Source organism: Collinsella sp. AM41-2BH (assembly GCF_003468085.1).
Classification (GTDB): domain Bacteria; phylum Actinomycetota; class Coriobacteriia; order Coriobacteriales; family Coriobacteriaceae; genus Collinsella.
Genome location: NZ_QSGH01000007.1, coordinates 85,537 through 100,132 on the forward strand (window position 1 = coordinate 85,537; position 14,596 = coordinate 100,132).

Consider the following 14,596-nt stretch of genomic DNA (forward strand, 5'->3'; position numbering starts at 1 on the left):
AGCCCGGCAATATGAAGAACGCACGACTGCCCTACTGCGACTTAGGGTGCTTCTTCTTATTGAGTGCCGACGGAGATACGCGAATACCGTCGCCTGTCTGGCGCACATAGGCTTTATGAGCCGGCTTAGCGGTCCCAGAAGCCTTCTGAGCGTGCTTCTTGGGATCAACGGTAACAGCATTCGTGGGGTGCGGCTTAGTGGGCGCAGAGGGCGTCTGAGGCGTGCGGCCGAGTTTGCGCATCACGCGATCCCAGCGCGCATGGATGCTCTCGTTGTGGGCGCTCTTAAGGCCCAACAGGGGCGCAGCCAAAATGGTCGGCGCAATAAACGTAATGAGGCGCCACAGCAGATAGCCGGCGGTCGAAGCCGACCCAAAGAAATGACCCAAGAACAATGCAAAGCCGCCCTCAGCGCCACCAGTTCCACCGGGCAAGGGGACCGCAGAGCTCAACAGCTGGACAAAGGCGCTCGCGGCCATGACCGAGAAAAAGTCGACCTCGTGGTGGCCAAAGGCAAGCATCAGGAAATACGGCACGAGGTAGAAAAACGCGAGCTGCATCATGGTGATGACCACCGTGAGCAGCATGGACGAAAAGTGGCCGGCTGAAAGCTTGAACTTCTCGGAGAAAGAGTAGATTTCGCCGTCGACAAACGTACGCCAGCCCTCAATCTTGGTGGCCGAGACGCCCATTCGCTCGAGCCAATTGATAATGCAGTGCGCGACGCGCGTGACGGTCTTAGGCATGAGCGCGACGGCAAAGATGCCAAGCAGAATGCAGCAGTGACCGCCAAAGCTAAAGACGCACAGCAGCGTCATGTCGCCATAGCGCTCGGCGAAAAACGGCATTCGGGCAAGCAGCAGAATGGCGCCCCAGGCAACGAGGCCAAACTGATACACGATAAAGCGCGTGAACTGCGTGGCACCGGCCTCGCCGACATTTTGGCCTGCCTTGGTCAGGCGGTAAATCTGGGCGGGCGTAGAGCCCATCATCATGGGCGTCAGGTTGCCAAAGAAGATACCGCTCGCCTCGACCGAGATCAGGTCGCGAATGCCGACGGGCGAATAAGGGTCGAGCCAAACGGCGATCGCATAGGCCACAATGCCAAAGAACAGATACATGAACATGCAAAGACACGCGATAACGAGCCATGGCGCCTGGACGCTCGACATAGCGGCCCAGAACTGCCCCATCTGCCCGGTTACCACCAGATAGACGATATAACCCACCAGCACGACGCCGATAAAGATGGCGCCGCGGCGTGCGCTCTTATTGTCATCTCCGCCCGAGGCCTCAACCTCGACCTGGGGCTTAGACGTATGCTGAGAGGACTCCGTCATGAGACTCCTTCTAACAGTCAAAATATCTTGGTTATTGTACCCGTAAGGGCCATAGGCAGAACGCAAAGCTCTGGTTCAAACGGGAATTGCAGACGGTTGTTTGAAAATAAAAAACCCGGCCTTCCATGGGAAGACCGGGTATCAGATGCGTGGTAGCCCGTACCAGATTCGAACTGGTGATCTCCGCCTTGAGAGGGCGGCGTCCTAAACCGCTAGACGAACGGGCCATAGACCTCAGCAGAAAAGAAGTGGTAGCCCGTACCAGATTCGAACTGGTGATCTCCGCCTTGAGAGGGCGGCGTCCTAAACCGCTAGACGAACGGGCCACATGACATCTGCACTGCCGTGCTGCGAGGATATATATTACGGGACAAAAAACATCAGCGCAAGAAGAAATTCCAAATTGCCGAAAAAATTGTCGGCAGGTTATGGAACGCGCAGGTAAACTGGGTAGCTAATTCAAGTTGAGATGGACCAAAAGAGCTTCGCGCTCGTTGGAGATGTTGTCTTCGATCACGGCGTCGAGGGCGGAGTTGAGTAGCTGGCCTAGCTCGGGCCCCGGCTTCACACCGGCGCGGATCAGGTCGCCGCCGTTAATGGCGAGCATCTTGAGCGTATAGGGCTCCCCCGCCTTCAGCAGCTCGTGCGCCATCGCGCGCATCTCCTCAATCGTCTCGACGTAATAGAAGCACGACGGGGCCTTACCAAGTGTGTCAGCACGCTTAAGATCCATGAGCTCGTCCATCAGACGCGGCGTGTCGACGCCCTCGCCCGAAAGCGCGCGCATCATATTGAGCAGGCAGGAGCGCTCGGGGCGCAGCGGCTTGTCATGGTATTTGATGAGCAGGCACACATCGCGCACCAAATCGTGCGAGAGCGCCAGGCAATCCATAATGACGCGCGCCTTCTTGGCGCCGAGCTCGGGATGACCGTAGAAGTGGCCGCTGCCGGCGTGATCGACCGTAAAGCAATCGGGCTTGGAGACGTCATGCAAAAACGCTGCCCACATTAAGCTCGGCGAAGGCGCCACGCCATCGCACAGCGCCAGCTCCCCTGCCACCGTCAGCACGCGGGCGATATGTTCGTAGACGTTAAACGCATGATAGACACTGCGCTGGTCAAACCCACGAGCCGGCGCAAGCTCGGGCACGGCGGCGCAGATGAGCTCGGGGTAGCGCAGCATCGCGTCTCCCCCGTGGCCGGTCGATAGAATGCCCTCGAGCTCAATACCCACGCGCTCGCGCGCCACGGCATCGAGCAGCGGCGCGCACTCGGCAAGGGCACACTTGGTCTCGGGCTCAATCACAAAGTCCAGGCGGCAGGCAAAACGCACCGCACGCAACATGCGCAGGGCATCCTCGTTAAAGCGGCGCTTGGGATCTCCGACGGCACGAATCAGCTTGCGGTCTAGGTCGCCCTGGCCATCGTAGCGGTCGACAAGGCCGCGCTCGGGATGCCACGCCATGGCATTGACGGTAAAGTCGCGGCGCGCCAGATCGTCCTCAAGCGAAGCGGCGCGCTCCACACTCTGAGGATGACGACCGTCGGTATAGAAGCCGTCCAGGCGATAGGTGGTGACCTCAATGCGCTCGCCATCGCAAATAGCCGTAATGCCGCCAAATTTAATGCCCGACTCAACTACCGCAATGCCGGCGGCCTCGAGTGCCGCCTTGGACTCCAGCCACAGGCCGCTGCAGCACATGTCGACATCGTGGCTGGGGCATCCCATCAGCGCATCACGTACCCAACCACCCACGTACCAAGCCTCAAGACCTGCTGCCTCAAGCGCACGCAGGACACGGATAGAGGCATCGGTCGGCTGCGTACCGTTGAGCGAAACATTGCACATGCCTATGGCCTCCTGCGACTATCAAATTGGCTATCGATTGCGTCTGCAAGAAGTCTAGCAAGAAACAGCCTCCACTGCACACGCAAGTCCGATAAACAAAAACGCATCCGTCCTGGTCTAAGACGGATGCGAAATAATTGAACTATTCAGGCAAGGTGCCGGAACTAGCAAACCTGACGGATTGCAATACCCTTCTGATACTCATCGACCTTGGCGAAGTCGCCCAGACCGGGGCACTCGACCACGTTAGCGCCGGTGGCCATCGAGAGACGCAGGGCGTCCTCGACGCGCTCCGGGGCGTCGTGCCACACGGACAGGAAGGCGGCCAGCGAAGAATCGCCGGCGCACACCGTCGACAGCAGCTTAACCTCAAAAGTACGGTTGGCAAACCAGATGTGCTCGCCGTTGGAGAAGTACGCACCGGCGCCGCCGAGCGTCAGCAGCACGTTCTTAGCGCCCTTGGCGTGCAGCTCGGCCATGGCACCCTTGACGGACTCATCGTCGCCGCCGCTTACCTTAATGCCAAAGATATCGAGCAGCTCGTCGTCATTGGGCTTAATCAGCAGCGGCTCCATGGCAATGAGGTCTGCCAGCTGATGGCTCGAGATATCGAGCACGAACTCGGCCCCCTTGGCCTTGACGCGGCGCAGGACCTCGGCCAGGAAGCCCTCGGAAGTGTTGGGAGGCAGCGAGCCGCTGATGACCAGGCAGGTCATGTCATCGAGCGAATCGATGAGCTCAAACATCTCCCGCTCGTTGGCCTCGTTGATGGCGGCACCGGCGTTGACCATGTTGTACTCGGTGTCGGGGCCGGCGTTGAGGAACACATTGACGCGCGTGATGCCGTCGGTCCACACGGGCTTGACGGGCACGCCCAGGGCCTCGGCGCCCTTAACGATAAACTCGCCCGAGAAACCGGCGAAAAAGCCCAGGATCGTGGTGTCGACGCCGTAGTGGTCGAGCGTAAACGAGACGTTGAGGCCCTTGCCGTTGGGCGTGTAGACGGCGTTGCGGGTACGCGTGACGGTGTTGGCAGCAAGACCGTCGCAGGTGATGTTGTAGTCAATGGCGGGATTTGCAGTGAGCGTGTAAATCATGAATGTTCCTTTCACAAGGCAACGTGTTAATGAAAGTATATTCCACGCATCGGTAAAAGGCTAGGACAACTCGGTGAACGGTGTGGAAGCGATGAAGTACGGAAGGACTCCTCTCCCCCGTGGCGGAACAAAAAGGCGCCCCAGCCGAAACCGGGGCGCCGCATGCGCACGAATATGTCGCGTTTCGATTACTGACGATCGAGCTTGCGGACAGCAACGCGCTTGCTGTACTCGTCAACGTGACCGAAGTCGCCGATGCCGACGGACTCAGCGACGTTGGCGCCGGTGGCCATAGCGAGCTTCATGGCCTCCTCGACGTTGTCGCGATCCCTGTACCACTTGTGCAGGAACGCAGCGAGGGTGCAGTCGCCGGCGCAGACGGAAGAGACCAGCTTGATGTTGAACTCACGCTTGGCGTACCAAATGTCCTCGCCGTTGGAGAAGTAGGCGTCGCCACGGCTACCACGGGTGAGCAGCACGTTCTGAACGCCCGCGTCGTGAGCCAGCTTCATGGCAACGCGGACCTCGTCGTCGGTGTCGACCGGCACGCCGAAGATAGCCTTCATCTCGTGATGGTTCGGCTTAATGAGCAGCGGCTTCTTGTGAGCGAGCTCCTTGAGCTTGTCGGAGGACAGGTCCAGGACGACGTCGGCGCCACGGGCCTGAGCGTGCTCCATGACCTGAGCCAGGAAGTCGGGCGTAGCTTTGGGAGGCACGGAGCCGGAGACGATCAGGCACTCAAGGTCGCCCGCGGTGTCCAGGATGTTGTAGAGCTCCTCCTGATGCTGCGGCGTGATCGGAGCACCGGGGTTGAGGATGCCGTACTCGTGCTGGCCATCGTTGACGTAGGTGTTGATGCGCGTGATACCGTCGGTCCAGACCGGGCGGCAGAGGCAACCCAGGTTCATGACCTCCTCGACGATGAACTTGCCCGTGAAGCCGGCGAAGAAACCGAGCGCGACGGTGTCGACGCCCATCTTCTTAAAGGCGAAGGACACGTCGAGGCCCTTGCCGTTAGCCGTGTAGCTGGCCGAGCCGGTGCGGACGTTCTCGTCGGGCTCGAGCGGAGAGCTCGAAACCGTCATGTCGACAGCCGGGTTAGCGGTTAGCGTGTAGAACATTTACAGTACCCCCTGTATATGTGAGGGCCGCGTGGCCGGCCCATTCCAACCACGCGGTTACCTCTGATACCAAATTAGCGAGCTGCGGACTCGAGCAGTGCCTTGACCTCGGCGGCAGTGTTGCAGGCGAGCGCCTTCTCGGCGAGCTCGTCGCACTCGGCCTTGGTCCACTGGCTGATGGTCTTGCGGGCGCGCAGGATGGACGGAGCGCTCATCGAGAACTCCTCCAGGCCCCAGCTGATCAGCAGCGGCTCGAGCAACGGATCGGCAGCGGCCTCGCCGCACATACCGACCATGATGCCGGCCTTCACGCCGCTCTCGATGATGTTCTTGAGCGAGCGGAGCACGGCGGGATAGTAAACCTGGTACAGGTTGGAGATGGTGTCGTTGCCACGGTCGGCGCACATGGTGTAGCCGATCAGGTCGTTGGTGCCGATGGAGAAGAAGTCGGCGACCTCGGCCAGGCGGTCAGCGAGCAGCGAGGCGGCAGGCGTCTCGACCATGATGCCAACCTCGATGTTCTCGTTGAACTTGCGACCCTCTTCGGTCAGCTCGGCCTTGCACTGCTCGACGAGCTCCTTGACAGCCAAGACTTCCTCGACGCAGGTGACGAGCGGGATCATGATCTTGACGTCACCGAAGGCGCTGGCGCGCAGCAGGGCGCGGAGCTGGACCTTGTACTGGTCGGGGTTGGCCAGGCAGTAACGCACGGCGCGGAAGCCCATGAAGGGGTTCTCTTCCTTGACCATGTGCAGGTACGGAATCTCCTTGTCGCCACCCACATCGAGCGTGCGGATGATGACCGGAGCGCCCTTGAGCGCGCTGGCGACCTTACGGTAGGCGTTGAACTGCTCCTCCTCGGAAGGAAGCTCAGCAGAGTCCATGAACAGGAACTCGGAACGGAACAGGCCGATAGCCTCGGCGTCGTGATCGAGCGCGTTGGGCACGTCATCGGGGTTGCCGATGTTGCAGGCAATGATCTTCTTGATGCCGTCGGCAGTCACGGACGGCTTGCCGCGGAAGGCCTCGAGAGCCGCCTTCTCGGCAGCGAAAGCCTCGGCCTTGGCAGTGTAAGCGGCGAGCGTCTCCTCATCGGGATCGGCCTCGACGATACCCTTGCCACCGTCGACGACAACGGTCATGCCGTTGCGCAGTGCGGTGCAGCTGTTGGAAACCGAAAGGACAGCCGGGATCTCGAGGGCGCGCGCAATGATCGCGGAGTGCGACGTGCGGCCACCGGTCTCGGTGACGATACCGGCAACGTGGGCCTTATCGATCGTGGCGGTCATGGACGGCGTGAGGTCGTGCACGACAACGACGGTATTCTCGGGCAGGACGGAGAGGTCGACGACCTCCTTGCCCAGCAGCTCGGCCAGAATACCGGTGCGGATGTCGGCGATGTCGGCCGCGCGCAGACGGAACATCTCGTCGTCCATGGACAGGAACATGTTCTCGAACATGGTCGAGGTGTCCATGAGCGCCTGCTCGGCGCAGGTGCCGCCGTCAATGGCGGCGTTGATGGCGTCGGTCATGCCCGGGTCCTGAGCCAGGACAATGTGTCCGCTCATGATCTCGGCCTCGGCCTCGCCCACCGTCTCCTTCATGTGGTCGGCCTGAGCCTGGGTCTTCTCGCAGAAGACCGAAAGAGCGGACTGATAGCGCTCCTTCTCTGCTGCCGAATCAGCAACCTCGTGCGGCTCAAACGTCAAGTCGGGATCGACGGCGACCATGACGGTGCCGATACCGATGCCCTCGGAAGCGTTGACTCCCTGATACATTCCCATTCCTCTCTCCGTGTCATGTGATAAAGCGTTTTGCCATATCCATGACAAAAGAGCGCAGCTACCTTAAGACAGGTCACTGCGCCCCCAAATATGAACTTAGTTGTTCAACATGCGACCCGTTTGAGTTCTACTCGCCAAGACCGCTCTTGATGAGCTCGATGGCAGCAGCCAGAGCCTCGGCCTCGTCGGCGCCGTCGCACTTGACCTCGACCTCGGTGCCGCAGGGGATACCAGCAGCCATGAGGGCCATCGGGGACTTGCCGTTGACCTCCTTCTCGGGGGTGACGACCGTCACGTCACAGGCGTACTTGCCCATGGTGGAAGCGAACAGACCAGCCGGACGCATGTGCAGACCCTGAGGATTAACGAGGGTAGCCTTCTCAGAAACCATAGTTGACTCCTTTTTTGTGTTTAACCCCTGTCATGCATGTGGCAGGAGTCAGATTCACGACATTGTTTATATTAACTCACATCAAACGGTTTTTCATTGTGTTTCGCACGAATTGTTGGACAGATGTCGTTCGCTGTCCGCTCGCCTGCCGGGCGGGGCGGTTAAGTTTGCTGCTCTACAGTCCTGCGCAAGACGGAAAGCACATTAAGTGCTTTCCTTTGCGTGCGGAACTCGCGACAAACTTAACCGCCTCGCCCGGCAGGTGAGCTGCGGGAACTCGGTTGGTCCAAGAAATATCGTGCGAACGGAATTCTGGCTGAATATTTGTCCGCACGGACGATCCGATAGACGGGCCGCGCTATCCCCTTCTTCTAAGTTGCGGTGAAATATGGACTGATTTTAGGGTTGAAACATTTAAACAGTCCTTATTTCACCGCAAGTTAGAAGAAGGGGATGAAAAAAGGCGAGGACCCGTAGGGAGTCCTCGCCTTTGTTACAGGGGGCGATGTTATTCGCGTACTGTTGAATTAGACCAGGCGGGCGTTGATCGTCTTGGCGATCTCGGCGGCGTCGGTGGAACCCTTGACGGTGCCACGGAAGTCCTCGTCCATGAGCGCCTCGGCGACCTTGGACAGGATCTTGAGGTGCGTGGTGCCAGCCTGTGCACCAGGGATGAGCAGGGCGATAGCCACGTTGACGGGAGCGCCGTCCATAGTGTCCCACCCGGTCACGCCGGATTCGTCCTTGACGACGATGACGGCAGCCTCGGTAATGGCGTCGGACTTGGCATGCGGGATGGCGAAGCCCTCCATCATGCCCGTGGTGCCCTCGGCCTCGCGGGCCAGGAAGGCGTTCATCACGGCGTCAGCGTCGCCGGCGATACCGGCCTTGACGGCCTGGTTGGAAACGAAGCTCAGAGCCTCGTCGCGAGAAGCGAAGTCCTCGGCGACAAAGACATTCTCGACCTTCACGAAGTCGGCAGCCTCGGCCTTAGGGGCCTCAACGGCAGCGGCCTTGGAAGCCTCAACCGGCTTGGCTGCAGGAGCGGCCTTCTGGTTCTTCTCGAAGTCGTACTTCTTGAAGGCCACGAACAGGATGCCACCGACCACAGCGCCGATGAGGATCGCGAGGACCCACAGCGGACCGTTCTCGACAACGGGCAGGACCAGGAAGCCACCGTGAGGCGCCGGATCGTGAACGTTGAACATAATGGTCAGGATCGAAGCGATAGAGGAACCGAGCATCATGATGGGCATGACCGGCCAGATGTTCTTGGTCATGAACGGAATGGCGCCCTCGGTGATGTGGGTGCAACCAAGGATGAGGTTGACGACACCGGCGTCGTGATCCTCCTGGCTGAAGTACTTCTTGCCGACAACGACGGCAAAGGTGGTGATCAGCGGCGGAACGATGCAGGCGGCGGAGACGGCAGCCATGAAGTTGGTGCCGAAGTTGTAGGTATCGGTGCCAACGCCGGCAGCCAGTGCCTCGGTGAGCATAGCGGTACCGGTGACGTAAGCAGCCTTGTTGACCGGGCCACCCATGTCAAAGGCACACATGCAGCCGATGGCAAGACCCAGGACAACGGCGCCAGAGGCGGACAGGCCCTTGAGGAAGTCCATCATGGCAGTGTTGATGGCAGCCATGGGGCCGGAGATGCCGAGCATGACCAGACCGACGATAGCCGTCGAGAACAGCGGGTAAAGGAAGATAGCCTTGAGGCCGTCCAGGTTCTTGGGCAGACCGGCAAAGACCTTCTCGAGCAGCAGGATGACATAACCGGCGAGGAAGCCGCCGACGATGCCGCCCAGGAAGCCGAAGCCCACGCCGGCGCCACCGGCGTCGATCATGCCGGTCTCGGCGTTAACAGGCAGGCCCTGGATGGCGATCATACCGGCAACAAAGCCGGGAACGAGCGCCGGGCGCTTGCCGATGGATTCGGCGATGTAGGCGGAAAGCACCGGAACCATGAGGTTCATAGCGATACCGCCGATGATCTTGAGCATCGCAGCAAAGCTGTTGTAGTCAGACGCCGTCGAATCGAAGGACGTAATGCCCCACAGGAACGAAACGGCGGTCAGAACACCGCCAGCAACGACGAAGACCAGCATGTGGCTGACGCCGTTCATGAGGTGCTTATAGATGACGTGGCCGATGGACTCCTTCTCCTCGACTTCGTCCTCGACATCGGCAGCGGCTGCAACCGTGCTGTCGCCCTTAGCGGCGAGTGCGCGGTCAATCAGCTTACCGGCGGCCTCAACGGACAGGGCCTTGGAAACACCAACGGAAACCATGGGCTTACCGGCGAAACGCTCAGCCTGGACATCCTTGTCGGCTGCGACGACGACGGCCTTGGCACCAGCGATCTCACTCTTGGTGAGCTCGTTCTCGACACCGACCTGGCCATGAGTCTCGACCTTAATGGTCAGACCGCGCTCGGCAGCTGCCTTCTCCAGTGCCTCCTTAGCCATGAAGGTGTGCGCAATGCCGGTCGGGCAACCGGTGGCGGCGATGATGTCAAACTTAGCCATGTGTCCCTCCTTTTAAAGTTTTGCGCCCGCAGGCGCTCCCCTACACGCGCGTCCTTGCGCGCTTTTCCACAACCGAAAGATACCAACCTACCGTCCGCGTGAGAAGAGACAAGGCGCAATTCTCCGGTGAAAGGTTCTTTCATAACCGTAAACGGTAGGTGAAAGTTTACCATCAACACTTGAAACGGCAAGGTGTATCTTGTTATTGAAAATCCCCCTATACTATGACATTACAAAACGATTCCGATTTTCATGCCAACCAGGAGCCATCCATGACCGATAGTAGCAAGAGCGCGCTCTCTCTCATTAGCACCCACCAGGGATACAGCGAGTCCGAACAGCGCATTGTCGACTATATATTGGAGCACCAGTCCGAGGCGCCACGCCTCACGGCGGCTCAGCTCTCACGCGCCGCCGCCACGTCCGAGGCGACCGTTTCGCGCTTCTGCCGCAAACTTGGCTTTGGTAGCTTCCGCAGCTTTCAGTTTTCGTTGGCGAGGGATTTGGAAAGCCAGCGCAACGAGGGCCTGACTGACGAGGTCTCACTCGACAATATGGAGCAGAGCCTCAAGAACATCCTAGCTGCCAAGGTGAGCGAGCTTAATGCGACCATCGACGGGATCGACCACGATACGCTGGCGGCTGTTGTACATGACCTTAAGCATGCAGGGGTTATTGAGTTTGCGGCTGTGGGCAATACGAACGCGGTCGCGCTCGATGCGACGTTTAAGTTTTCGCAGCTGGGCCTGCGCTGCATGGCGAGCACCATTAGCGAGACATCAATCGGCTTTGCACTCACGTTGCGCCCCGGTGACGTCATCGTGCTCATCTCAAACTCCGGCAAATCGCGCCGACTGAATCGCATGGCAAAAGCAGCTCGCGACTGCGGTGCCACCGTAGTCGTCATCAGCAGCGACAGCAAGTCTCCACTCGCGCGCCTGGCAGACTACACTTTTAATACCGTCAACCACGAGGCGCTGCTGACGACGGGTGACTTTGCGTTCTCCAAGATCAGCGCCACGATGATCATCGAAGTTATCTACAACTTCCTGCTGCCCGAGATTGAAGACGCTCGCGAACATATCAGCTACTACGAGGAGCTCATCCAGCCGGACAAGGTCGTTGAGTAAAACGCGTAGTGGGACAAAAAATTTCAGTCTATTTTGTCCCACCAACACCGCTGATACGACCTAGCCTCGAACTTCTTCGAGCATCTGCTTTGCGTGGGCCAAGCTTGCCTCGGACTGATCGCCGCTCAACATGCGGGCAATCTCGGCGGTACGCGCTTCGCCGGTTACCTCGTCCAAATGCGTCTGGGGAACATCGCCCGGCTCCTTGCTGACAACATAATGCTTGTCGGCCATGACGGCGACTTGCGCCAAGTGGGTTACGACAATCACTTGATGCGTAGCGGCAAGATCGGCCAGCACACCAGCAAGAGCACGAGCCGTGGAGCCGCCGACACCGGCATCGACCTCGTCAAATACCAGTGTGTCGACGCCGTCAGCATTACCCAAGACCACCTTGCTCGCCAGCATGACGCGGCTGAGCTCGCCGCCCGAGGCAATGCGGCGCAGGGGACGCGGCGTCAAGCCGACACCGCTGCGATACAAAAGCTCGTAGCTTGAAGGACCCGCCGGCGTCCACTCGGCGCGCGGAAGATCACGCGACTCCCAAACGAGCTCGGCGCCGCCCATCTCCAGGCGCGCCATTTGGCGGCCAACCTCGTGACAAAAACGCGGAGCAGCGGTATTACGCGCACGCTTGAGTGCCTTGGCGGCAGCGAACAGCTCGCGCTCGGCGCTCCCGAGTGCCTCACGCGCCTTTTTGATCTGTTCATCGCCATCATCGACCAGGGACAGCAGCTCTTGCGAGCGATCGCGCATGGCAAAAACATCGTCCATGGTGGGACCCCACTGACGCAACAGGCCCTTGAGGTCGGAATACCGCTCACGCATGCGAGCGAGCTCGCGCGGGTCGAAGGCGACGCCATCGCGATAGGCACGAAGCTCGTTCGCGCTATCCTCAAGGGAGATGCAGGCATCCGAAAGCGCATCGGCAATGTCGCCCAGTTTGCGATCGACGGTAGCCATACGGGAAAGCTCTGCCACGGCGCTGTTCACGGCATCGAGCGCTCCACCTTCGGCGGCAAGCGATGCATGGGCATCGTTAGCTGTGGCAACCAGTACCTCGGCATGTTCGGAGCGCGGCAGCAGTTCCTCGAGTTCCTCATACTCACCCGGCTTGGGGTCGACCGCGCCGATGCGCTCGAGGGCAAAGCGAGCCTCCTCGACACGGCTCCCCTGCGCACGCGAGGCTTCCTCCACACGGCGAAGCTCCTTGGCGGCGTCACGCGAAGCCTTGAAGCAGGCACGGTAACGGTCGAGCGCCTCGAGCGCAGAGCGACCAGCCCAGGCATCGACCATGGCAACGTGATGCGCCGGATCGAGGAGGCGCTGGTGCTCGTGCTGGCCGCACAGATCCATCATCACGCCGACGCGCTCGGAAAGCTCGCGCACGCTGGCGATGCGGCCGTCAATCTTGACGCGGCTGCGACCCTCGGCAGAAAGGCTGCGCTGCACGGTAAAGCCCTCCGTGTCGTGCGGGCCGTCGAACAAGCGCGCCTCGACGCTCGCCAGCGCCTCTCCCTCGCGCACGGTCGACGAATCTGCACGCTCGCCCAAAATGAGCTTGAGCGCCGAGAGCAGCGCGGTCTTGCCGGCACCGGTCTCGCCAGTCAAAACCGTTAGGCCCGCACTCGGCACCAGCGTCGCCTCGCGAATGAGTGCAATGTTGGAAACCTGCAGCTCATCGATCATGACGCACTCCGTAGAACACGCGGCTCACGGAGTTATAGAAGCTCTCGGGACCGTAATCGAGAAGCAGCACATCTCCGGGACCGCGACGCACCGCCACGCTCTCAACGGTGCCATCGCAGGTAATAAACTGTCCATCGATAGCGATCGCCGGAACACTCGGACGGTCATCAGACATAAAGATCTCGACGACATCACTCGGCGAGGTCAAAAAGGCGCGAGCCTGAATGGTATGCGGAGCAATCGGCACACAGACCATGCCCGTGTAATCGGGGCTGACGATGGGACCGCCGGCGGATAGCGCGTAGCCGGTGGAGCCAGTCGCCGTCGATACAACCACGCCGTCGCCACGCAGTCGATCGATATGGTGGCCCGACACCGTGATGTCGAACTCGACCATATCGGACAGCGGACCGCGGGTAAGCGCCATGTCGTTGAGGGCGAAGGTGCGCACGACATCCTTCGTACCGTCTTCGCGCACGGACACGATATCCGCGGCGATGGTAGCGCGACGGCTCACGTGCAGCTCACCGGACAGGGCATCGCTCACAACCTGCAAAATGTCGCGCTCCTCGGGGCTCGCAGCAGTTAAAAAGCCCAGGTGACCATAGGAAAGACCGAGGATAGGAATCTCGCGATGGTTGAGGATGCGGGCAGCGCGCAGCAACGTACCGTCGCCGCCGAGCGTAATGACCAGATCTGAGCCATCAATATCAGGCGTGCTTTGAATCTTCGATCGCTGGTCGGCAGCCCATGCGACCTCGTAGCCCTGGCGCGAAAGCCAAAGCTCGAGCATCAGGCCGCTCTCGACCGCCTCTTGCTTGTAGTAATTGGGAACCAGAAAGACCTTCATAGCGTTGCAGCTTTCTCGCTCAAAGCCGATACCTGGGATTGCAGCTCATCGTCGGTGCGTTCACCAGGGGCAAACCTTGTGCCGTACAGGAAAAACTCAACGTTGCCCTTAGCGCCATGGATGGGCGACACGCACACGTCAAGCGGGAACAGGCCCTTGGCGGCAAAAAGCTCAATCGCCGCCACGAGCGTATCGCGGCGGACGGCGGGGTCGGTCACGATACCGCGCTCGCCCACCAGCGCAGCCGGCGCCTCAAACTGGGGCTTTACGAGCGTGCAGAACGAACCCGAAGGCTTCAGGCACGCCAGCACGGCGTCGATGATATTCGCGATGCCGGTAAACGAGACATCACATACAGCCAGGTCGATGGCACCGGCATAGCCAAGCTCAGGCAGCTGCGTCACGTTTGTGCGCTCATGCAGCGTCACGCGATCATCCTGACGCAACGACCAATCGAACTGGGCGCGACCCACGTCCACCGAGACAACGGTCGCAGCTCCGCGCTTGAGCAGGCAATCGGTAAAGCCGCCGGTAGAGCAGCCCACATCCAGACAGCTAAGGCCCGTCGGATTGATGCCAAACGCATCAAGCGCGCCTTCGAGCTTAAGACCGCCGCGGCCAACATAGGGAATGCGCCCCTTCACGTGCAGTGGCAGACCCGGAATCACCTTAAGGCCCGGCGAAGTCAAGCGCTCGCCGCCACTCGAGACCAATCCGGCCATAAGAGTGCGAAGGGCATCCGCGCGATCGGCGCAGATGCCCTGTGAAATCAGTTCGTCATCAAGACGCACGCGTTTCATGAATGCCATCAACCA

General features: G+C 60.1%; 11 protein-coding genes and 2 tRNA genes. 1 reads left to right on the forward strand and 12 read right to left on the reverse strand.

Annotation, left to right across the window (positions count from 1 at the left end; genetic code table 11):
* Positions 1 to 31: 31 nt before the first annotated feature.
* The 9 genes from DW899_RS05220 to DW899_RS05260 all read right to left on the reverse strand — a co-directional run bounded on the left by DW899_RS05220 (position 32) and on the right by DW899_RS05260 (position 10,112).
* Positions 32 to 1,339, reverse strand: coding sequence for a lysylphosphatidylglycerol synthase transmembrane domain-containing protein (locus tag DW899_RS05220; RefSeq protein WP_117757230.1), 1,308 nt, complete (start codon positions 1,337 to 1,339; stop codon positions 32 to 34).
* Positions 1,340 to 1,489: 150 nt separating this feature from the next.
* Positions 1,490 to 1,566 (reverse strand) — tRNA-Glu (locus DW899_RS05225).
* 22 nt (positions 1,567 to 1,588) lie between these two features.
* Positions 1,589 to 1,665 (reverse strand) — tRNA-Glu (locus DW899_RS05230).
* Between the two features lie 128 nt (positions 1,666 to 1,793).
* The gene (locus DW899_RS05235; RefSeq protein ID WP_117800213.1) at positions 1,794 to 3,188 is read right to left on the reverse strand and encodes a CCA tRNA nucleotidyltransferase; all 1,395 of its coding nucleotides are present in this window, start codon (positions 3,186 to 3,188) and stop codon (positions 1,794 to 1,796) included.
* Positions 3,189 to 3,352: 164 nt separating this feature from the next.
* A complete protein-coding gene (locus DW899_RS05240; protein ID WP_117635162.1) occupies positions 3,353 to 4,285 on the reverse strand; it encodes a 1-phosphofructokinase family hexose kinase in 933 nt (310 codons plus the stop codon).
* A gap of 188 nt (positions 4,286 to 4,473) precedes the next feature.
* Positions 4,474 to 5,406, reverse strand: a complete 933-nt coding sequence (locus tag DW899_RS05245; RefSeq protein ID WP_117800214.1) for a 1-phosphofructokinase family hexose kinase — start codon at positions 5,404 to 5,406, stop codon at positions 4,474 to 4,476.
* 74 nt (positions 5,407 to 5,480) lie between these two features.
* Positions 5,481 to 7,184: a phosphoenolpyruvate--protein phosphotransferase gene (gene ptsP, locus DW899_RS05250; protein WP_117800215.1), complete on the reverse strand. Its 1,704-nt coding sequence runs from the start codon at positions 7,182 to 7,184 to the stop codon at positions 5,481 to 5,483.
* A gap of 133 nt (positions 7,185 to 7,317) precedes the next feature.
* The gene (locus tag DW899_RS05255) at positions 7,318 to 7,581 is read right to left on the reverse strand and encodes an HPr family phosphocarrier protein (RefSeq protein WP_022094575.1); all 264 of its coding nucleotides are present in this window, start codon (positions 7,579 to 7,581) and stop codon (positions 7,318 to 7,320) included.
* A 527-nt stretch (positions 7,582 to 8,108) separates the two neighbouring features.
* Entirely contained in the window at positions 8,109 to 10,112 is a 2,004-nt protein-coding gene (locus DW899_RS05260; RefSeq protein ID WP_117800216.1) for a fructose-specific PTS transporter subunit EIIC, read from the reverse strand.
* Between the two features lie 272 nt (positions 10,113 to 10,384).
* Between DW899_RS05260 and DW899_RS05265 the strand changes: the two genes are divergently transcribed.
* A complete protein-coding gene (locus DW899_RS05265; RefSeq protein WP_199570266.1) occupies positions 10,385 to 11,242 on the forward strand; it encodes a MurR/RpiR family transcriptional regulator in 858 nt (285 codons plus the stop codon).
* A gap of 60 nt (positions 11,243 to 11,302) precedes the next feature.
* On the opposite strand, the gene DW899_RS05270 is transcribed toward DW899_RS05265, so the two are convergent.
* Genes DW899_RS05270 through DW899_RS05280 form a run of 3 tightly spaced genes read right to left on the reverse strand, consistent with a single transcriptional unit; the run spans position 11,303 to position 14,581 of the window.
* Positions 11,303 to 12,931 (reverse strand): DNA repair protein RecN, encoded by a 1,629-nt coding sequence (locus tag DW899_RS05270; RefSeq protein ID WP_117800218.1) that lies wholly within the window; start codon positions 12,929 to 12,931, stop codon positions 11,303 to 11,305.
* Positions 12,921 to 13,781: an NAD(+)/NADH kinase gene (locus tag DW899_RS05275; RefSeq protein ID WP_055250448.1), complete on the reverse strand. Its 861-nt coding sequence runs from the start codon at positions 13,779 to 13,781 to the stop codon at positions 12,921 to 12,923. The genes DW899_RS05270 and DW899_RS05275 overlap by 11 nt, the downstream gene beginning before the upstream one ends.
* A complete protein-coding gene (locus DW899_RS05280; protein ID WP_117629399.1) occupies positions 13,778 to 14,581 on the reverse strand; it encodes a TlyA family RNA methyltransferase in 804 nt (267 codons plus the stop codon). The genes DW899_RS05275 and DW899_RS05280 overlap by 4 nt, the downstream gene beginning before the upstream one ends.
* Positions 14,582 to 14,596 lie beyond the last annotated feature (15 nt).

Bases quoted from the DNA above. Each gene is read 5' to 3' on its own strand.
- DW899_RS05220 (WP_117757230.1), bottom strand. From the start codon at position 1,339: ATGACGGAGTCCTCTCAGCATACGTCTAAGCCCCAGGTCGAGGTTGAG.
- DW899_RS05235 (WP_117800213.1), bottom strand. From the start codon at position 3,188: ATGTGCAATGTTTCGCTCAACGGTACGCAGCCGACCGATGCCTCTATC.
- DW899_RS05240 (WP_117635162.1), bottom strand. From the start codon at position 4,285: ATGATTTACACGCTCACTGCAAATCCCGCCATTGACTACAACATCACC.
- DW899_RS05245 (WP_117800214.1), bottom strand. From the start codon at position 5,406: ATGTTCTACACGCTAACCGCTAACCCGGCTGTCGACATGACGGTTTCG.
- ptsP (WP_117800215.1), bottom strand. From the start codon at position 7,184: ATGTATCAGGGAGTCAACGCTTCCGAGGGCATCGGTATCGGCACCGTC.
- DW899_RS05255 (WP_022094575.1), bottom strand. From the start codon at position 7,581: ATGGTTTCTGAGAAGGCTACCCTCGTTAATCCTCAGGGTCTGCACATG.
- DW899_RS05260 (WP_117800216.1), bottom strand. From the start codon at position 10,112: ATGGCTAAGTTTGACATCATCGCCGCCACCGGTTGCCCGACCGGCATT.
- DW899_RS05265 (WP_199570266.1), top strand. From the start codon at position 10,385: ATGACCGATAGTAGCAAGAGCGCGCTCTCTCTCATTAGCACCCACCAG.
- DW899_RS05270 (WP_117800218.1), bottom strand. From the start codon at position 12,931: ATGATCGATGAGCTGCAGGTTTCCAACATTGCACTCATTCGCGAGGCG.
- DW899_RS05275 (WP_055250448.1), bottom strand. From the start codon at position 13,781: ATGAAGGTCTTTCTGGTTCCCAATTACTACAAGCAAGAGGCGGTCGAG.
- DW899_RS05280 (WP_117629399.1), bottom strand. From the start codon at position 14,581: ATGAAACGCGTGCGTCTTGATGACGAACTGATTTCACAGGGCATCTGC.